Source organism: Lampropedia cohaerens, from assembly GCF_001005215.1.
GTDB classification, from domain to species: domain Bacteria; phylum Pseudomonadota; class Gammaproteobacteria; order Burkholderiales; family Burkholderiaceae_C; genus Lampropedia; species Lampropedia cohaerens.
In genome coordinates, this window is record NZ_LBNQ01000009.1 from 134819 (window position 1) to 154449 (window position 19631).

Consider the following 19631-nt stretch of genomic DNA (forward strand, 5'->3'; position numbering starts at 1 on the left):
CATCAAGGAGGCTGTGCCCATGAAAAGATTCGAGCAGTACCGCATCGGCCCCAAGAACCGGTTGGCCGACATCGCCCCCCGGCAGCGGCCCTACGACCTCGGCGGCAAGAAGGCCGAGCTCAAGGAGCTGGACCGGCGCGCACGCGAGCTGGACGCGCTACAGAACCTGCTGTACGCCAGCGGGCGGCGCAAGGTGCTGCTGGTGCTGCAGGGCATGGATACCAGCGGCAAGGATGGCACCATCCGCTGGGTGTTCAAGCGCACCTCCCCGCTGGGCATTCGCGTGGCCGCCTTCAAGGCACCGAGTACGGCCGAGCGTGCGCGCGATTTCCTGTGGCGCTGCCACGCCGTCGTGCCCGCGGCAGGCGAGCTGGCGGTATGGAACCGTAGCCACTACGAGGATGTACTGGTGCCGGTGGTGGAGGGCTGGATCGGCAAGGCCGAGACGCGCCAGCGCTACGAACACATCAACCATTTCGAGAAGCTGCTGACCGACACCGGCACGACCGTCATCAAGTGCATGCTGCACATCAGCAAGGACGAGCAGAGAAAGCGCCTGCAGGAGCGACTCGACGATCCGGCCAAGAACTGGAAGTTCGCCCCGGAGGACATCACCGCGCGCAAGAAGTGGGACGCCTACCAGCAGGCCTATGACGCGCTGTTATGCGCGACGTCGACCGATTACGCGCCCTGGTATGTCATCCCCGCCGACCGCAAGCGCCAGCGCAACCTCATCATCGCCGAGCTGCTCAACACCAAGCTGCGCGAGATGGATCTGCAGCTGCCCGACCCCGTGCCGGGGCTGGAACATGTGCGGATCGACTGACCGCTTTCTTGCGAAGCGGCCAACTGGCAAGGCCGGGGTGCTTTAGCTGCTGGCCTTCTGCAGCGCCAGCTCCACCGTATCGGCGACGTTCTCGGCAGTGAAGCCGAACAGCTCGAACAGCGCGCCAGCCGGGGCCGACTCGCCATAGCGGTCGATGCCGACGACCGCCGCGCAGCCGTACTTCCACCAGAAATCGCTCACGCCCATTTCGACGGCGATGCGCGGCAGCTGCGGCGGCAGCACCTGAGTCTTGTAAGCGGCATCCTGGCGGTCAAATACCGTGGTGCTTGGCATGGAAACCACACGCACGGCAATCTTGCGCTCGGCAAGCAGTTGCTGCGCGGCCAGCGCCAGCTGCACTTCCGAGCCCGTGGCAATCAGCACGGCCTGTGCCGGCTGCTGCAGTCCAACGGCCTGCGGCTCGGCGAGCACGTAGGCGCCGTTGGCGATCTCGTCCAGTGCAGCTTCCGTCTTGGGCGCATAGGCGAGGTTCTGGCGGCTCAGCAGCAGCGCGCTGGGGCGGTGCTGCTGGCTCAGTGCCACCGTCCAGGCGATGGCCGTCTCGGTCGTGTCGGCGGGCCGCCACACGTCGAGGTTGGGAATCAGCCGCAGGCTGGCGGCATGTTCGATCGACTGGTGGGTGGGGCCATCCTCGCCAAGGCCAATCGAGTCGTGCGTGAAGACGTGGATGACGCGCCGCTTCATCAGCGCGGCCATGCGTATGGCATTGCGGCTGTAGTCGCTGAAGGTCAGGAAGGTGCCGCCGTAGGGGATGAAACCGCCGTGCAGCGCGATGCCGTTCATGATGGCGGCCATGCCGAACTCGCGCACGCCGTAGTTGATGTGACGGCCGATGCGGCCGTCCTCGGTGGTGACGACCCGGCCTTGCGCGTCGACGCGGAAGTCGGCGGTGGCCGCTGTCTTGGTGAGGTTGGAGCCGGTCAGGTCGGCCGAGCCGCCCAGCAGCTCCGGCAGCGCTGCCGTCAGCCCTTCCAGGGCCAGCTGACTGGCCTTACGGCTGGCCACGGTGGCGGCACTGTCATGGGCCTGCGAAGCGATCTGCGCGGCCACCGCGCCAAAATCCTCGGGCAGCGCGCCCGCCATGCGGCGCGTGAACTCGGCAGCCAGTTGCGGATAGGCCTTGGCATAGGCCTTGAAGCGCTTTTGCCAGGCCGACTGCGCCTTCTTGCCGGCTGCGCGGGCATCCCAGTCTGCATAGACGGACTTGGGGATCTTGAACGGCTCGTGCTTCCAGCCCAGTTGCTGGCGCGTGAGTGCGATTTCTTCAGCACCCAGCGGCTCGCCATGGGCCTTGGACGTGTCCTGGCGATTCGGGCTGCCCTTGCCGATGTGGGTCTTGCAGATGATCAATGTGGGCTTGTCGGTGCTTTTCTTGGCCTCGGCAATGGCCGCATCCAGTGCCTGCACGTCGTGGCCGTCGACCGGGCCGATGACGTTCCACTGATAGGCGCGAAAGCGCGCTGCGGTGTCATCGACAAACCAGGGCGTGACTTTGCCGTCGATGGAGATGCCATTGTCGTCGTACAGCGCAATGAGCTTGCCCAGCTTCCAGGCACCGGCCAGCGCGGCCGCCTCGTGACTGATGCCTTCCATCAGGCAGCCGTCGCCAAGGAACACATAGGTGTGGTGGTCGACGATGGTGTGGCCGTCGCGGTTGAACTCGGCAGCCAGCAGCTTCTCGGCGAGCGCAAAGCCCACGGCGTTGGTAATGCCCTGGCCGAGCGGGCCAGTGGTGGTCTCGACGCCGGGGGTGACGTCCACTTCCGGGTGGCCGGCCGTGCGGCTGTGCAGCTGGCGGAAGTTCTTCAGCTCCTCGATTGGCAGGTCGTAGCCGCTCAGGTGCAGCAGCGCGTACAGCAGCATCGATGCATGGCCGTTGGAGAGGATGAAGCGGTCACGGTCGGGCCAGTGCGGATCGGCCGGATTGTGGCGCAGGTGGTGCGCCCACAGGGCCACGGCCATCTCTGCCATGCCCATGGGGGCGCCGGGGTGGCCGGATTTGGCTTGTTGAACGGCGTCCATGGCCAATGCGCGAATGGCATTGGACATTGCAGTGGTTTTGGCCATCGGGAAAAGCTCCAGAAATCAAGGGGGATGGGGGCGGGTGCCTGCGCAGGGCAGCAAAACCGGCCATTTTAGCGGCTAGCCCGCGGCAGGGTCCGCTAGCGGGGCAGGGCAGCCAGCTGGGCAAACAGCGTGCGGTCGGCCAATACGAAGCCCAGTTCGGCAGGAGTGAGCCATGCGAGCGCGTCGCGCTGGCTCCGCGCATCCTCCAGTTTCACGCGTGCTAGCGCCAGCGCAGGTGGAATGTCGCGTGTCTGGGGCTGCTGCGGCGGCAGGGTCAGCGCCAGGTGGCGCGCCACCAGTTCCGGCTGGGCCAGCTGCTCCAGCAACGGGGCGGTCGCACCGATGCGCGCGGCGTAATCGCACTCCACCTGCTTACGCAGCAGCAACGGCGCCGGAGGCTGGTTCTCCTCCGGCGTCTGCAGCCAGCCGCGCTCTGCGAACCAGCGTCCAATCTTTGGGGAGGCCGTCCACGCCGAGATCGGCACGGCCAGCAATAGGCCAACCAGCATGGGCGAGAGCCAAGCCAGCAAGGCCCAGGAATTAAACCAGGCTGCCGCGCCCAGGGCCAGACCCAGCACCATGTGCCATTTGTGACGCCGCAGCAGCTGCCCCCATGGCAGCGTGCCGTCGTCACGACGCTGGGCGTTCCACTTGGTCGTGCTGCCAGCCAGCACTGCCAGCACGGCAGCGGAGTGCACGCACATCATCACCGGGGCAATGAGGATCGACAGCAGCGTCTCGAACAGGACGTTGCGCAGCAGCCGCGCTGCGCCTCCAGCACTGCGGCGCAGGGACTTGCGCAGCAGATACAGCAGGGTGCCCATCAGCTTGGGCACGAGCAGCACGCCCATGGTGATGAAGAACAGGCGCAGGGCGCGGGGCGCGTCCTGGCGCGGCCAGACCGGCAGGAACGAGTCGGAGCTGAAATAGTCCGGCCGGATGTACTGCGCCTGCATGGCCAGCATCAACCCCACCAGCACCAGCAGCAGCCACAGCACCGAGCTGACATAGGACATGATGCCGGTAGCCAGGTGGGCGCGGCTGACCCAGTGCAGCCCGCGTGCGCAGATGACGCGCGCATGCTGCAGATTGCCCTGGCACCAGCGGCGATCGCGTATGGCCATGTCGACGATGGAGGGCGGTGCCTCCTCGTAGGAGCCGGGCAGGTCGTCGGCAATGAGAATCTGCCAGCCGGCGCGGCGCATCAGGGCAGCCTCCACAAAATCGTGGCTGAGGATGGCTCCGCCGAAAGGGGGCTTGCCTGGCAGGTGTGGCAGGCCGGCAGCTTCCATGAAGGCCTGGCGCCGGATGATGGCGTTGTGGCCCCAGTAGTTGCCCGAAGGATTGGTCCATGCGGCCAGCCCGCTGGCCACAATCGGCCCGTAGATGGCGTTGGCGAACTGCTGCAGGCGCGCCGTCAGGCTCACGCCGTCGATGAGCCTGGGCACCGTCTGCACGAGACCGGCGCGGGGTTCGTGCTCGATGCGGTAGACCAGCCCCAGCAGCGCGTGGGCCGACAGCAGACTGTCGGCGTCCAGCGTGAGCAGGTAGTCGTAACGCGCGCCCCACTGCTCGCAGAACTGGTGCAGGTTGCCGGATTTGCTGTCGGTATTGATGGTGCGGCGCCGGTAGTACAGGCCTGCTGTGGGCCAGCGCTGGCGCAGCAGCGAGATGGCTTCTTCCTCCTGCAGTGCGCGCTCTGGCACGCGCGTGTCCGACAGCAAAAACCAGTCGAACCACTGCAGCGCGCGGTCGCCGTACTGCTGCTGCAGGTCGGCCAGCATGGCATGCAGCGATGCGGCGATGGCTGCCGCATCCTCGTTGTAGCAAGGCATCAGCACGGCAGTGCGGCCTTGCGGGGCGAAGTCAGCCAGTTGCGCCTGCAGCGGCGGGCGCAGGCTGAGCTGCCACTGCCGTACGAATCCGGCCACCGCCGTGACCGCCGCCAGGGCGATCGGGCTGAAGGTGACGACAAACAGCGCCCACAGGCACCATTCCAGGACTGTCATGCTGTCCAGCGACAGCACTGCATGCATCTCGTAGGCGCCGAAGATGGCCAGCGCGGCAGCCGGAACCAGCACGGCCAGGCGCCGCAGTGCCTGGCCTTTCACGTTGGCCAGGCGACGCTGCGCTGCGGGCGGTGCACGGCGCAAATCCTGACGCGGCATGGCACTGGGCAGCGCAGGCGGCATGCCGCCTGTGTCTTGCGGTGCCGTCTCAGCGGAGGTGCCGGGCTGCGTCTGCGCCGACACCGCGGCGTCATCTGCCGAAGGGGAGGAGGTCATGGCAGGATCTGACATGGGGATAACAGACGCGCGGGCGACCAGCGCGCAACAGGCAGTGCGCGCCCTGCGCGGCGGGCCATGGTTGCGTCATGGCGTCCAGCGGTAGACCCAGCTCTCCGCGGGGCGTCCGTCGGCGACGTTGAGATCCACACGCAGTTCGATCAGCTTTTCGCTGGCAGGGTCGAGTTCAAACGACACGCGATATGCATGGGTCTGCGGGTTGCGCCGCACCACGACGTTGCTGATCGTGCCAACCGAGGCCGACACCTGCGCGGTTGGCAGCTCATCGGGCAGGGCCGTGCCTTCGATCGGCACTTCGTAGTCGATCACGAACAGGCGCCGTGGTGTCGGCTCGGAAATGCTGGCGCGCCCCACACGGGTTGCAGCCACGTGTAGTTCGCCAGGACGCGTCTGCGGTCCTGTGCCCCAGTTGAGCCGATAGGCGAAGCGGTAGGTCTGCCCGGCTGCTAGCGGTTCGCTGGGGCGCCAGAACGCCACGATGTTGTCGTGAATTTCGGACTGCGTAGGAATCTCTACCAGCACCACGGAACCTGAACCCCAGTCGCCCTGTGGCTCGACCCACAGGCTTGGGCGACGCTCGTAATGAGCCTCAAGATCCTGATAGTTGTGGTAATGGCGGTTACGTTGCATCAGTCCAAAACCCCAGGGTGATTCGTCCATGAAGGCACTGATCTGCAGGTTCTGCGGATTGGCCAGCGGGCGCCACAGGCGCTCGCCGCGGCCGTTGATCATCAGCAGGCCATCGGAGTCGTGCACGCTGGGCCGGAAGTCGTCCACGCCGATGCGGTCATTGGCGCCGAAGAAGTACATGCTGGTGCCCGGGGCCAGCCCGACTTCGGTAATTTTCACGCGTGGAAACAGCGTCGCCTGAACGTCCATTACCGTGTTGTCACCCGGGCGCACGATGAAGGTGTACGCCCCGGCCACGCTGGGGCTGTCAAGCAGGGCATGCACCTTGATCAGGTCGGTCTGTGCGCGCGGACGCTCGACCCAGAAGGCACGAAACAGCGGGAACTCCTCGCCAGCGGGCGAGCCGGTACCGATGGCCAGCCCGCGAGCCGACATGCCATAGACCTGATTGCGGCCCAGGGCGCGGAAATAGCTCGCACCCTGGAAGACCAGTAGCTCGTCCCACACGCCGGAACGGTTCAGCTGGTTGTGCAGCCGCAGGCCGGAAAAGCCGATGTCCTCGGCAGGCAGGCTGACCTGGGCCGGCGGCTCCACGGAGAATAGATCGGGGGCGTAGCGCACATGCTTGGCGCGGCCATCGGCCACGGTGGCAATCTCCACGGGCTCCTTGTAGTAAAAGCCCGAGACGAACATCTGCATGCGGTAGGGCAGCGGCTGATCGGCCCAGATGGCGCGCTCAGGCCGGTAGCGGATGGCGCGGTACTGGTCGTAGGTGAGCTTGTCAAGGGATTCAGGCACGGGCGCCGGTGCGCTGTAGGGCTTGGCGGCGAGCTCGCGCGCAAGGTTTTCCACCGTGTCGGCGGTGAAGGGGCCGTCAACGGTGAACTGGGCTTCGGCGTGGGAAACGCTGGCCATGGCCACAGCCAGCAGGCCAGGAAATAACAGTCGCTCAAGCGACAGCGTGGGCAAAGAGAAGGAAATCATCTTGACAGATTCTCAACGCAATTGGGGGGGCAGACAGCCTGCAACGCAACAGCCGCGTATTTGGCCGACGGGAAATGTCACCAGGTTGTAAAAATATCTTTTCAGCTCCGCACGGCGCGCCCTGCAGGACAACTGTGCGCGCAGTCGCCACGCGAATTTTGAGGCTTACCACGCCGCGTTTCGTTTTCACGGCTTACTGCGGCGGGTTAGCGGCGACCGTGCCGTGCATTGGGACAGGGCCACCAGCATAAAGCCATGGGCTGTCCATGGCGATCGGCGCGGCCACTGTCAGTGCCAGATTACGTGCGGCAGCCAAGGGTCCCCAGAGGTGGAAGATGCGCCCATTGCGCCAGGCCTGCCTTTGTACTCTGGCGACACGCCGGGCGCGCAGGCGTGCGTAGTGGGCAAAGGCGGCCACCACGTCACTGCCCTGACTGGCCAGGGACTGACGCAACTGTTCGGCATCTTCGATCGCCATGGCGGCACCCTGAGCGAGAAAAGGCACCATCGGATGGGCGGCATCGCCCAGGGCGGCGACGCGCCCACTGGCCAGCTCCTGCGCGTCGCGTACCGCTGGGCGCAGCCGCAGCGGCCAACGCGTCCAGCGCGCATCGCGCAGCGGCTGGCCATGGGCATCGATCGCGGCCAGTACGTCTTCCAGCGCAGAATGGCGCTGCTGGCTACGCGCCAGCACGGCTCGGATGTCAGCCAGATCGGCCGCGTTTACGGCAGGCGGTAGCAATCCGTCCGCGACGATCAGCACCACATTGAGCCACTCGCCACCGCGCAGCGGATAGACCACCGCATGCATCTGACGACCCAGCCAGGCGGTGACGGTGTTGCTGCGCAGGCGCTGCGGCAGTGCCGCCTGCTTGACCACGCCGCGGTACGCCGTCAGGCCCGTGCGATCATGGGCGGCGATGTTCATCGCCTGGGCGCTGAGGGTGCTCTGCACACCTTCGGCCAGCAGGGCCGCGTCGGTGCGGACCGTGTACTGGGCGTCATCGGCACCGGTGATCAGGGTGTCCACCCCGGCTGCGTCCTGCGCGATAGCGGTGGCCTGCATGCCTGTGCCGATTTGCAGGTCCGACTGGGCTTTGGCATGGGCCAGCAGCAGGCTGTGCAGGTCGGTGCGCAGCACCGTCGCATAGGGTGCGCCGTAGCGCTGTCTGGCGCGGTTGGTAAGCGGCAGCCGACCCAGTTCCCTGCCACTGGCCATGTCGCGGGTCACGATTGCCTCGGGCATGCTGACGACTTCCCGCAGGGCCGCATCCAGCCCCCAACTTTGCAGGCAGCGCCACGCGTTCGGGGAGATCTGCAGACCAGCACCCAGTTCGCCGAAGTCGGCGCGCCGTTCCAGTAGCCGCACTGCATGTCCGTCGCGGCCCAGCGCAACGGCAGCCGCGCAACCCGCGATGCCGGCCCCGACAATCAAGATTTCAACGCTTTGAACCATGGAGCAGATTGTGCAGGCGCTTTTGCCTGCGCGATGCCAAAGCGCGCGACTATACGCGCAGTCCGGACCCGCTCAAGCCGCTCGTCATGCGCCGGGTGCCACCGCGGCACGCACGGGTAGCCGCAGCAGCTGGCCCAGAGCAGTCACGTGCGTGGCCAGTGTTGCCAGGTCGATGGCGTCGTTGGCGACCACGCTGTCGGCAAAGCGCAGCCGTTGCGTACGACTGGCCTGGCTGGCGATGATGGCCTGCACCTGCTGCGCGGGCAGTGCCGAGCGCTGCACCACCCGGGCCAGCTGCACGGCTGGCGGGCAGTCAACGACGATGATGTGCTGCAGTCTGGCCGGCCAGTGGGGCGATTCGACCAGCAGCGGGATGTCGAGCAGCACGTCACGCATGCCCTGCGCGCGCAGCGCGTGCACGCGTGCATCGATTGCCTCAAAGATCAGCGGGTGCAGCAGCTGCTCCAGCGCCTGGCGGGCTGAGCGGTCCGCGAAGACCAGTGCGCGCATGCGCGCGCGGTCCATGGCACCGTCGGCGGTGACGAATGCCGGACCGAACCGCGCCGCGATGGCCGGCACCGCCGCGCCACCTGCAGCGGTGAGGCGGCGCGAGACGGCGTCGGCATCCACCAGACCGATGGCAAAATGCGTCTCGAACAGCCGCGCCACGGTACTCTTTCCGCTGCCGATGCCGCCGGTCAGCCCGATGCACCGTGATGTGCCTTGCAGAGGGGCTGGCGCAGCCATGTTCAGCCGCCTGTCAGCAGGCGATCCAGCCAATGTTGCAGGGTTTGCGGCCCCAGTGCCATCACCACCAGACCGGCGCCGCCGAGAAACGGCCCATACGGCATGTAGCCGCCCTCGCGCAACCCGTGGCAGAGCTTGAGGGCAATGCCCACGATGGCACCGATAACCGATGACATCAGCACCACCGGCAGGATGGCTCCCGCACCCAGCCAGGCACCGATGGCAGCCAGCAGTTTGAAGTCGCCATGGCCCATGCCTTCCTTGCCGGTAGCAAGCTTGAAAACGATGTAGACCGACCACAGCGACAGGTAGCCGGCGATGGCGCCGAGCACTGCCTCGCGCAGCGGCGTGGCAGTCACGCCCAGCCAGGACAGCAGCAGCCCGGCCCACAGCAGGGGCAGCGTCATGTTGTCGGGCAGCAGCGTAGTGTCCCAGTCGATGCACACCAGCGCCAGTAGCGTCGCGCTAAAGCCTGCCCAGGCCAACGCCTGCCAGCTCACGCCCCAGCGGTAGCCGCAGTACGCAAACAGCAGGGCGCAGGCGATTTCCACCAGCGGATAGCGCAGGCTAATGTGTGTGTGGCAGCTGCGGCATTGGCCGCGCAGCAGCAGGTAGCTGATGACGGGAATGTTTTCCCAGGCGGTGATGCCGTGCCCGCAGCTTGGGCAGCGCGAACGCGGTGCCCAAAGGTTCAGGCGCTGCGCTGCGGCAGGCAGCGCGTCCTCTGGCAGTGCCACGCCCTGCTCCTGCAGAAAGGCCGCGCTGTCGCGCCGCCAGCTGTGCTGCAGCATGAGTGGCACGCGGTGAATCACCACGTTCAGGAAACTGCCCACCAGCAGTCCCAGTACACCGGCCAGTACCGCGGCCCATTCTGCCTGCATTGCCATCTCAGACCACCTGTCCCAGCTTGAAGATGGGCAGGTACATCGAGACGACGATGCCACCGATCAACAGGCCCAGCACCACAATGATGATGGGCTCAAGCAGCGTCGACAGGCCCTCGACCTTGGTGTCGACCTCCGCCTCGTAGTAATCGGCCGCCTTGCCGAGCATGTGATCCAGTGCGCCTGATTCCTCGCCGATGGTGGTCATCTGCACCACCATGGTGGGAAACACATTGGTGCTGGCCATTGCTGCCGAGAGCGAGCCGCCGGTGGAGACGTCCTTCTGGATCGCTTCGGTGGCCTTGCGGTAGACATAGTTGCCCGAGGCGCCGCCGACGGCATCGAGCGATTCCACCAGCGGCACGCCCGCCGCAAACATGGTCGAGAGCGTGCGCGTCCAGCGTGCCACGGTCGACATGTACACCAGTTCGCCGAAGATGGGCAGCTTCAGCAGGGCCTGGTCCACCACGATCTGCACCTTCTCGCTGCGCCGCCAGGCCTGGTAGGCAAAGTAGCCACCGGCACCCAGCACGATGGCGATCAGCCAGAACCACTGCACGACGAAGTCGCTCATGCCCATCACGATCAGGGTGGGTGCCGGCAGCTCGGCGCCGAAGTTGGAGAACACCTCCTTGAACGCGGGGATGACCCACAGCATGATCACGGTCAGCACGATGGCGGCGACGACGATCACCGCGACCGGATACATCAGTGCCGACTTCACCTTGGACTTGACTGCCTCGATCTTCTCGATGTAGGTGGCCAGGCGATCGAGCAGGCTGTCCAGGATGCCGGCTGCCTCGCCTGCCTCCACCAGGTTGCAGTAGAGGTTGTCGAAGTACATTGGGTACTTGCGAAAGGCTGCGCTCAGGGATGTGCCGGTCTCCACATCCGCGCGGATGTTGTTCAGCAGCTTGGTGATGTTGGGGTTGGGGTTGCCGCGCGCGACGATGTCGAACGACTGCAGCAGCGGCACACCGGCGCGCATCATGGTCGCGAGCTGGCGGGTGAAGAGGCCGATGTCGCGGCCCTTGATGCGCTTGCCAGCGCGCGTGCGCCGGCGCTTGACCTTGGTGACGAAAATGCCTTGTCGACGCAGGTTGGCACGAACCTGGTTCTCGCCCGCGGCGGACATTTCTCCGCGCACGATGCGGGCGCTGCGGTCCTTGCCTTCCCATTCGAACAGGTAGCTTTTGGCCAGCTTGGTGCGCGGTTTTGCGGCTGCAGTGGTCGTGGTGGTTGCCATGGCGTGAAAGGGTAGCGTGTTTTATGGGCAGCAGAACAAGAGGCGAGTTGACGCTATTCGTTGGTGACGGCCAGCACTTCCTCCAGCGACGTCACACCGAGCTTGACCTTGTGCAGCGCGGCCTGGCGCAAGGTGCGAACGCCCTCGCGGATGGACTGCTCTTCGATCTCCATGGCCGAGCCATCGGCGAGGATGATGCGACGGATCTCGTCGGAGATGGGCATCACCTGATAGATGCCGACGCGGCCCTTGTAACCATTGTTGCAGGCCGGGCAGCCGACGGCGCGGTAGGGCACCCAGGAGCCGTCCAGATCGTCATAGGTAAAGCCTGCCTCCACCAGCGCATCGACGGGAATGTCGGCCGGCTGCTTGCACTCCTTGCACAGCCGCCGAGCCAGTCGCTGGGCGGTGATCAGGATCACGCTGGAGGCGATGTTGAACGGCGCAATGCCCATGTTGCGCAGGCGCGTGAGCGTGGCGGGTGCGTCGTTGGTGTGCAGTGTCGAAAGCACCAGGTGGCCGGTCTGGGCAGCCTTGATGGCGATGTCGGCTGTCTCCAGGTCGCGGATTTCACCGACCATGATGATGTCCGGATCCTGGCGCAGGAAGGATTTGAGCGCAGCGGCGAAGGTCAGGCCGGCCTTGTCATTGACGTTGACCTGATTGACGCCGGGCAGGTTGATTTCCGAGGGATCTTCCGCCGTGGAGATGTTCACATCCGGCTTGTTCAACAAGTTTAGGCAACTGTAGAGCGAGACCGTCTTGCCCGAGCCGGTCGGGCCAGTGACGAGGATCATGCCGTATGGGCGATGGATGGCCGCCAGCAGGCGCTCCTTTTCGTCGGGCTCGTAGCCCAGCGCATCAATGCCCATCTTGGCGCTGGACGAATCCAGAATGCGGATCACGATCTTCTCGCCAAAGAGCGTGGGCAAGGTGCTGACGCGAAAATCGATCGAGCGCCCGCCGATGCGCATCTTCGTGCGCCCGTCCTGCGGGATGCGTTTCTCGCTGATGTCCAGCCGCGAGATCACCTTGATGCGCGAGGCGAGCTTCTCCTTGATCGCCACGGGTGGCGAGGCGTACTCGCGCAGCTCCCCATCGATGCGAAAGCGCACGCGGTAGTTGAACTCGTAGGGCTCGAAATGCAGGTCCGATGCGCCGAGGCGGAAGGCGTCGAGAATCATCTTCTGCAGAAAGCGCACCACCGGCGCGTCATCGACGTCGTTGGCCTCCGCCGGTGCAGTGCCGTCGGCATCCTCATCGACCATTGTCTCAAGGTCGCCGAACTCGAAGTCCGCCGAGGAAGCATCCAGCGCGTTGGCCTTGGCGATGCTGTCAAGCAGCGCCAGCACCTTGTCGTGCGCGGCCACCAGCCAGTCGATCGGCATTTGCGTGGCGAACTTGATCTTCTCGGCCACGTCGCGGTTGCTGGGGTCGGCACTGGCGAGAATCAGGCGGTTCTGGCGCTTGCCGATGGCGACGACCTTGTTGGCCATGCATAGCTTGGGGTCCAGCAGATCGCCCGGCAGCCGTAGGGGATCGAGTGCATCCAAGTCCACGTACGGCACCGAGAACACCTGCGAGACCGTGGCTGCAGCCTTGCCGGGCGTCAGCAGGCCGGATTCGATCACGACGTCCAGAAAGTCCTTACCCTCGCCGTGCGCACGCTGCAGGGCCGTATCCACCTGTTCCTGCGAGAGCTGCTTGGTCGCAAGAAAGGCGCGGGCGATCGTCGGCATGGCCAGCGGCGCAGCGGGTTTCTTGACAATTTCCTCGGTTGCCATGGTGATCAAGCACAAACAGTCAGGATGCGGACGGGAAAGGGCACACTGCAGTGTATAGGATTCGGTACATGTGGTTACTTTTTTGTTGCCATTTGCGTCAAGTGATTGTTAAAACCGCTTCGCCAACGGCGCGCGCGTGCAGCGGAGCCGGTGCCAGCGCCCAGGCAGGCATCGCCTGGCGCCGGCGCGGCGGGTTCACGTCTGGCTGCGCGCAACCCGGATGCGGATGGTCTGTACCTGGCCGGCGTGCCCGCAGTCCGATTGCTGCAGTGCGGCTAACAGCTGCGGCACACAATGGCGCAATTTGGCCGCAACCGCCGCATTGGGGGCGACCAGGCACCATGTGCCATCCTGCAAGGGGCCGCTGCGAATACTTGGCGCCAGATTGGCCGGCAGATGCGGCCGCGCAGCCTCCAGCAACGCCTGCGATGCCATACCCTGCTGGTTGAGCGCCGCCAGCAGGGGCGCATGCTGGAGCACGCCGAGGATATGGCTGCGCGCAGGGTCGGTGCCATGGACCCGCTCCCCCGCACGCGTGGAGCGCAGCGCGCTGTGCCCGGTGCGGTTTTTCATGGGCAGCAGCACCGTGCTGGGCTGGTGACCGGCGAGCGCTGCGCTGCGCAAAGGCCTTGCGCCGTCCAGCGCTGTCGCCTTCTACGAATTGGCTGCTGCCGCCTGCAGCGCATGGACAAGGCGCGCATGAAGGCCCCCCGCCCCTCAGCCCAGTAGCCGCTGCAGGGCTTCGCGGTATTTGTCTGCGGTCTTTTCGATGACTTCGCGCGGCAGGCGCGGGGCAGGCGGCGTCTTGTCCCAGGGTTTGCCATTGATGCGCACCTGCTCAAGCCAGTCGCGCACGAACTGCTTGTCGTAGCTCGGCGGGTTGGTGCCGGCCTGGTAGGCCTGCTCGTAGCCTTCGATGGGCCAGTAGCGCGAACTGTCCGGTGTCAGCACTTCGTCCATCAGCGTCAGCGTGCCATCGGCATCCAGGCCGAACTCGAACTTGGTATCGGCAATGATCAGGCCTTTTTCCTGCGCCAGCGCAGCCGCCTTCGTGTACAGCGCGATGCTGATGTCACGAATCTGCGCAGCCAGCGTCTCGCCGACCATTTCCACGGTCCGGGCGTAGGGGATATTCTCGTCGTGCTCGCCCGCTTGCGCCTTGGCCGCCGGCGTGTAGATCGGCTCCGGCAGGCGCGAGGCGTTGCGCAGGCCGGCAGGCAACGCCACGCCGCAGACCGACTGACTCTGCTGGTATTCCTTCCAGCCGCTTCCGGCGAGATAGCCGCGCACGACGGCCTCGATGGGCAGCGGCTTGAGGCGTTTGACCAGCATGGCGCGGCCAACCACCTGTGGCCGCTCGGCTTCGGTGACGACGCTCTCGGGCGGCTGCCCCGTCAGATGGTTGGGGCAGATGCCTTCGAGCTGGGAGAACCAGTACAACGCCATTTTCGTCAGCAGTTCGCCCTTGCCTGGAATGGGCTCGCCCATGATGACGTCGAATGCAGAAATGCGGTCGCTGGCGACCATGAGGATGCGATCGTCGCCAACGGCGTAGTTGTCACGCACCTTGCCGCGCGCCAGCAGCGGCAGGGAGGAAATGGAGGAAGTGTGCAGCGCAGCAGTCATGGAATCCCCGCTCGGGGCGGCCAACGGAAAAACAGAAATCGGTAAGCAGTTGTCAGCAGCTGGGGCGGCGCCATGCACGCGGCCTGTGCGGCAGGCCTGGCGGCGACCGGCGCTCCCGCCGGGCAACAACGCGCATTGTGACGCAGTTGGGCCCGCTTGCGCATGTGCTAACCGCTCTTACATGGTTAATCGCCCATCGGCTTGCGAAAAGGCCCGCGCCCGCGCATAGTGGGGCGGACACGCTGGACACGGCGCGTCGCGCCCAAGGCTTGTTTCAGGCCTGGGTTGCCCGCATGTGCAGCGTGCGTGATGTCTGCGCCGTGGCAAGGGCGCCATCGCTGCGTTCGCCGCGGTTCAGGCATTGATGTGTTTCTCGGAAAGGAGATGTCTATGAACCTGACCATTACTGGCCACCATCTGGAAGTCACTCCCGCACTGCGCGAGTTTGTCACCAACAAGCTGCAGCGGGTCGTCAAGCGCTTCGACCAGGTGACCGATGTGCGGGTGGTACTCTCGCTGGAGAATACGAAGGAGAAGGAGCGGCGTCAGAGTGCAGAGTGCACCATGCTGGTCAAGGGGGGTGACCTGCACGCCAAGACGGCGCATGAGGATTTGTATGCGGCCATCGACGAACTGGTCGACAAGCTTGACCGCCAGGTGCTGCGCTTCAAGGAGAAGCTCCAGGAGCACGACTACGAAGCACACAAGAAGACGATTTCCGCCTGAGCGTGGGGGTGCGCTCGGCATTGTGATCTCGCGTGCCGCAGAGTAAGGCGGCAGGTGCACAGGGCCGGTGAACGGATGCAGCAGGTATCCGATCACCGGCCTTTTTCATGGTGGGCTGGGCCCATGGCGGCCGCGCCGCAACGGTTTGGACATCGGCCCCAACCAAAGGTTGGACAATCGCATTGCAGTGCGCGCCTGCTGGCGCAAAGCTTGCTTGCCGGATCCTGCATCCAGGGCTGTCCCGCATCTGTTCATTTCCTTGCAGATTTGCCACTTACCATGTCGCTACGCGCTTCACTTCAATGGGTCCGTCGCCCGCGTGACCCCCAGCGCCACGGGTATTACGAGGATTTTCAGGCGTTGTTTGCGGGCACGCTGTTCGTTTCGCTGACACTGATGCTGTTTGCCCAGGCGGGGCTGCTGACTGGCAGCACGGCAGGCGTGGCCTTCCTGATCCATTACTGGACCGGCTGGCCGCTGGGTGCCGTGTTCTTCGCCATCAACTTGCCGTTCTATTGGTTCTCCTGGCAGCGCATGGGCGCGGAGTTCACGTTCAAGACCTTCATTGCCGTAGGCATGCTGGCGCTGCTGACCGATCTTGGCCCCAAGGTGATCCACGTGGATTACCTCAACCCGTTGTTCGCCGCCATCCTGGGTGGGCTGCTGCTGAGCACCGGCTGCCTGTTTCTGGCCCGCCATCGCGCCAGCCTGGGGGGCGCCACCATTGTTTCGCTGTATCTGCAGGAGGCGCGCGGCATTCCGGCCGGCAAGGTGCAGCTGTTCATTGATTGCACGGTGGTGTTGCTGGCACTGTTCATCGTGCCCTTTGACCGGGTGCTGTATTCCATCGTGGCCGCCGTCGTCATGGGGGTGTTCCTGTGGCTCAACCACCGCCCAGGACGGTACGTGGGGCGCTGACTAGCGGCTCCTCTTGTCCCTCCTTGCGTCAGTTGCTTCAGCGCTGCGGTGTCGCAGACACCTCGTGGGTCAGCTGCAGCAGGACGTCGAGGATGAAGAAGTGGTCGTCGAAGAAGCGCTCGGGCATTTGTCCGATCTGCGCAATGGGCACCCATTGGGCGGTCTTGGCGTCGTCGCCGCCTTGCACTTGCGGCAGGGCGCCATGGCCCAGATCAAAATGGAAAACGTGCGTGATGACGCGCCCACGCAGGCTGCGGTCCGGGTGGTCGAATACGCGGGTAGTGCGCCAGGCCTGCTGCCAGGTGGAGGAGGGTAGCGCCAGTGCGGTCTCCTCGCGCAACTCCCGCAGGCAGGACTCCCACAGTGTCTCGGTCTGTTCCAGATAACCGCCAGGCAGGGCGTACAGCCCCTTGCCGGGCCGCTGGCCGCGCTCGACCAGCAGCACCTGGCCCTGACACTGCACCAGGGCATCAACGGTGACGAAGACCGGAGGATAGGGTGCGCAGGCCCAGGCCGCCTTGTAGTCCCTGAGCATCTGCCACTCCTGCCGCAGCTCGGCAAATTCGGGTTGGCGGCGCCATTGCAGCAGCCATTGCGCAACGGGCGGGGGCACATGCGCCTGCAGCGTGGCCAGCAGAGCGGCTGGCGCAGGACTATCGTCCCCAGGCGGGGGGGCGGCGAAGCAGGCCTCACGCACCACGGTCGCATCGGTTTCACTCTGGCGCGGGTAGTTGAGCAACTGCCAGTTCGGGAACTGCGCCAGGTAGGCACTGCTGCCATCCTTGAAGTGCCCGACCAGTGCGATGCGCAGCACCGTTTCGCTGGTGCCATGGCCGCAGTCGACCAGCAGATCGACGCCCGCCTGCACCGCCTGCACCCAGCGTGTCTCGTCATAAAAATCGCGCATTGGCAGAAATTGCACGCGGCCCTGGACAGCTGGCGGCAGCGCCGCCCGGATCATGGCCTCGCGCTCCTGCCAGGTAAACGGATTCTTCGGCGTGCGGCACTGGTGGGCCGAGCCCAGCACAATGACCACCTGCCGAGCCTGAGCCAGGGCATGTCGCACCATGGCCAGATGGCCGTTGTGAAAGGGCTGGAAACGGCCAATGAACACGGCGGCGTCGAAAGCAGGCAAGGGCATGTTCTGGCAGTGTGCAAAAAGTATGGCGTAGCGGGGGTCGAACGAGGTTGCAGCGGCTTCAGTCCTGGAGCAGCTGAGGCAGCTGCACATCGAATACCTGTGTCAGGTAGCGCAGGAAGGTTTCGTCGTCACACAGCAGCTTGCCGGGTGAATCGGAGATCTTGGCCACGGGTTGGCCATTGGCGCTGGTAAGCTTCATGACGATGGACAGCGGCTCCAGCCCCATGTCGTTGGTCAGCTGCGTGCCAATGCCAAAGCCGCACTGGACGCGGTCGGCAAAGTGGTGGTAGATGCGCAGCGCCTGTGGCACGTTCAGCCCATCCGAAAAGACCAACCGCTTGGTGTGCGTGTCGATGCGCAGCTTCGCGTAATGTGCCAGCGCCTTCTCGCCCCAGACAATCGGGTCACCAGAGTCATGGCGCAGGCCATCGAACAACTTGGCAAAGTACAGGTCGAAGTCGCGCAGGAAGGCATCCATGCCAACGGTATCGGTCAGTGCGATGCCCAGGTCGCCGCGGTATTCCTGCACCCACGATTCCAGCGCCGCCTTCTGAAACTTGCGCAGCTGCACCACGCCCAGGGCCTGGTAGGTCTGGAAGTACTCGTGCGCCATCGTGCCGATGGGCACGATGCCCAGGTCCTTGGCCAGCTTGACGTTGGAGGTGCCCTTGAACCACTGCGGCGTCTCCTGCACGAACGTCTTGACGACGTGGTGCTGCCAGGCGGCCGAGTAGCGCCTGCGCACGCCAAAGTCGAACAACTCGAACGGATGACGCAGGGCGGCCTCGCGCCCCAGCGTCTTGAGCTCCTCGACCTTGACTTCCAGCCGGCGTTGGCCTTCGGCCAGCGCCGCCTCGGCATCGAACTGGCGAAAGTACAGCTCGTTGACGATGGCCAGCACGAAAATCTCGAAGCCCATGACATGCACCTGCGGGCCAATGGCCTCGATATGCAGATCGTCACCCTCGGTGTAGGCGCGGATGAAGGGGCGCTGGAACTGGAAGATGCGCAGGAAGTCGACGAAGTCGGACTTGATGAAGCGCAGCGCCCCCAGGTAGCGCAACTCGTCCTCGGAAAAGCGCAGTGCGCACAGGTGGTCGAGCTCGCGGTTGACCTGATCGATCAGGCTGGCCAGCGGGATGGCAGGCGGCCTGCGGCAGACGAAACGGTACTCGGCCTGCACCTGCGGGTGGCGGTGCAGCATGGCCTGCCACATGGTGAACTTGTAGAGATCGGTGTCGAGCAGGCTGGTGATGATGGGCTGGGCCATGGATGTCTCACGCACGGTCGAAAAGAAGCCGGCAGGCAGGAGGCTGCCTGTTCGGCGATGGTGCGGGTGCACGCGCAATGGCGCGTAGTGTAGCCCTTTGCGCTGTGCCTGCCTGTACGGGCCAGGCTAGTGTGCCGGCGTGAAGTCCGTGCTGCAGGCCAGTGTGGCACCAGCCTGCTGCAGCGCTGCCAGCAGGCGTGCGTGGTCGGCCTCGAAGCCCGGTACCGGACTGGTGCAGTCCGTCAGCAACACGAGGCGGCGGGCGGCATCCTCTGGCAGGTGCTCCAGCAGATCCAGCACCGTGTAGCGCACGCAGTGGCTGCTGGCCTCGCCGGCGAGGATCACCTGGCTGGCGCTGCTGACCTGCCGCAGCAGGTCGCCGTTCAGGGCCGTGCCGGGATCCTGCGGGTCTGGCACGGCGGCCTGCAGCGCGCTGTAGTGTTCTGTCCAGGGATTGGTGCCTTTGATGACGGTAGTGATGGCGCGCAGCCGCTGGCGCTGCCATTCGGCGATGGCCTGCTGGAAGGCCGGGTGCACACCATGGCCCCAAGTGCCCAGTTCACAGTGCACCGGCCACACCATGTGCGCGTGGCGACCGCGTGCTCGCAGCGCGTCCAGGTAGGCCAGGGCGCGGCTGGCGTGGGCGGGCGCGGCCGTGACGAAGCGGCCATCGCGCACGTCCTGCGCGGTGATGGGTGTAAACGGCGCCACGGGCGCGCCGTCGGCCGTGCGCCAGAAGTCCGGGTGGGCGATGTCAAAGCGCAGGTGGGAGTCGAGCGTGACCGTCACGGCATCGACCTGGCTGGCATGCGTGGTCAGCCAATGGGCCAGGCGCAGCAGGTCGGCGTCGGCGCCCGGCACCGGCAGCGCCGGCTGCACCACCGAAGGTGACACCCCGGGGGCAGACAGGGTATGCGCGGGCAGGTCACAGAAGTCGTTTTGCGGGTCGATGACAAGCAGCAGGGTGGACATGGGCACGGCGCGAAGCAGATGGAGTGG

16 protein-coding genes are annotated in these 19631 nt (G+C 65.3%); 3 read left to right on the top strand and 13 right to left on the bottom strand.

The window, feature by feature from the left end; all coding sequences use genetic code 11:
• Positions 1–19: 19 nt before the first annotated feature.
• Positions 20–826, top strand: a complete 807-nt coding sequence (locus AAV94_RS01460; RefSeq protein WP_046740646.1) for a PPK2 family polyphosphate kinase — start codon at positions 20–22, stop codon at positions 824–826.
• 42 nt (positions 827–868) lie between these two features.
• On the opposite strand, the gene tkt is transcribed toward AAV94_RS01460, so the two are convergent.
• The 10 genes from tkt to AAV94_RS01510 all read right to left on the bottom strand — a co-directional run bounded on the left by tkt (position 869) and on the right by AAV94_RS01510 (position 14577).
• Entirely contained in the window at positions 869–2914 is a 2046-nt protein-coding gene (gene tkt, locus AAV94_RS01465) for a transketolase (protein WP_046740527.1), read from the bottom strand.
• Between the two features lie 95 nt (positions 2915–3009).
• Positions 3010–5199, bottom strand: a complete 2190-nt coding sequence (gene mdoH / locus AAV94_RS01470) for a glucans biosynthesis glucosyltransferase MdoH (protein ID WP_046740647.1) — start codon at positions 5197–5199, stop codon at positions 3010–3012.
• A gap of 87 nt (positions 5200–5286) precedes the next feature.
• The gene (locus tag AAV94_RS01475; RefSeq protein WP_084824662.1) at positions 5287–6834 is read right to left on the bottom strand and encodes a glucan biosynthesis protein G; all 1548 of its coding nucleotides are present in this window, start codon (positions 6832–6834) and stop codon (positions 5287–5289) included.
• A 193-nt stretch (positions 6835–7027) separates the two neighbouring features.
• Positions 7028–8290 (bottom strand): FAD-dependent monooxygenase, encoded by a 1263-nt coding sequence (locus tag AAV94_RS01480; RefSeq protein WP_046740528.1) that lies wholly within the window; start codon positions 8288–8290, stop codon positions 7028–7030.
• 84 nt (positions 8291–8374) lie between these two features.
• Positions 8375–9037 (bottom strand): dephospho-CoA kinase, encoded by a 663-nt coding sequence (gene coaE / locus AAV94_RS01485; RefSeq protein WP_046740529.1) that lies wholly within the window; start codon positions 9035–9037, stop codon positions 8375–8377.
• Positions 9038–9039: 2 nt separating this feature from the next.
• Complete coding sequence (locus AAV94_RS01490) at positions 9040–9924, bottom strand: prepilin peptidase (RefSeq protein ID WP_046740530.1); 885 nt, start codon at positions 9922–9924, stop codon at positions 9040–9042.
• 1 nt (position 9925) lies between these two features.
• A complete protein-coding gene (locus tag AAV94_RS01495; protein WP_046740531.1) occupies positions 9926–11167 on the bottom strand; it encodes a type II secretion system F family protein in 1242 nt (413 codons plus the stop codon).
• A gap of 53 nt (positions 11168–11220) precedes the next feature.
• Positions 11221–12951: a type IV-A pilus assembly ATPase PilB gene (gene pilB / locus AAV94_RS01500; protein ID WP_046740649.1), complete on the bottom strand. Its 1731-nt coding sequence runs from the start codon at positions 12949–12951 to the stop codon at positions 11221–11223.
• A gap of 195 nt (positions 12952–13146) precedes the next feature.
• Positions 13147–13524, bottom strand: coding sequence for a DciA family protein (locus AAV94_RS01505; RefSeq protein ID WP_156167892.1), 378 nt, complete (start codon positions 13522–13524; stop codon positions 13147–13149).
• 144 nt (positions 13525–13668) lie between these two features.
• Entirely contained in the window at positions 13669–14577 is a 909-nt protein-coding gene (locus AAV94_RS01510) for a phosphoribosylaminoimidazolesuccinocarboxamide synthase (RefSeq protein ID WP_046740532.1), read from the bottom strand.
• A gap of 390 nt (positions 14578–14967) precedes the next feature.
• Here AAV94_RS01510 and hpf point away from each other — a divergent pair, with 390 nt between their 5' ends.
• Entirely contained in the window at positions 14968–15303 is a 336-nt protein-coding gene (gene hpf / locus AAV94_RS01515) for a ribosome hibernation-promoting factor, HPF/YfiA family (RefSeq protein ID WP_046740533.1), read from the top strand.
• Between the two features lie 279 nt (positions 15304–15582).
• A complete protein-coding gene (locus tag AAV94_RS01520; protein ID WP_046740534.1) occupies positions 15583–16221 on the top strand; it encodes a YitT family protein in 639 nt (212 codons plus the stop codon).
• Positions 16222–16258: 37 nt separating this feature from the next.
• Here AAV94_RS01520 and AAV94_RS01525 read toward each other — a convergent pair whose 3' ends face one another.
• From AAV94_RS01525 to AAV94_RS01535, 3 genes are all read right to left on the bottom strand, one after another.
• On the bottom strand, positions 16259–17362 hold the full coding sequence (locus tag AAV94_RS01525; protein ID WP_046740535.1) for a bifunctional nicotinamide-nucleotide adenylyltransferase/Nudix hydroxylase: 1104 nt from the start codon (positions 17360–17362) through the stop codon (positions 16259–16261).
• A gap of 58 nt (positions 17363–17420) precedes the next feature.
• Positions 17421–18632 (bottom strand): nicotinate phosphoribosyltransferase, encoded by a 1212-nt coding sequence (gene pncB, locus AAV94_RS01530; RefSeq protein WP_046740536.1) that lies wholly within the window; start codon positions 18630–18632, stop codon positions 17421–17423.
• 126 nt (positions 18633–18758) lie between these two features.
• The gene (locus AAV94_RS01535; protein ID WP_046740537.1) at positions 18759–19604 is read right to left on the bottom strand and encodes an isochorismatase family protein; all 846 of its coding nucleotides are present in this window, start codon (positions 19602–19604) and stop codon (positions 18759–18761) included.
• Positions 19605–19631 lie beyond the last annotated feature (27 nt).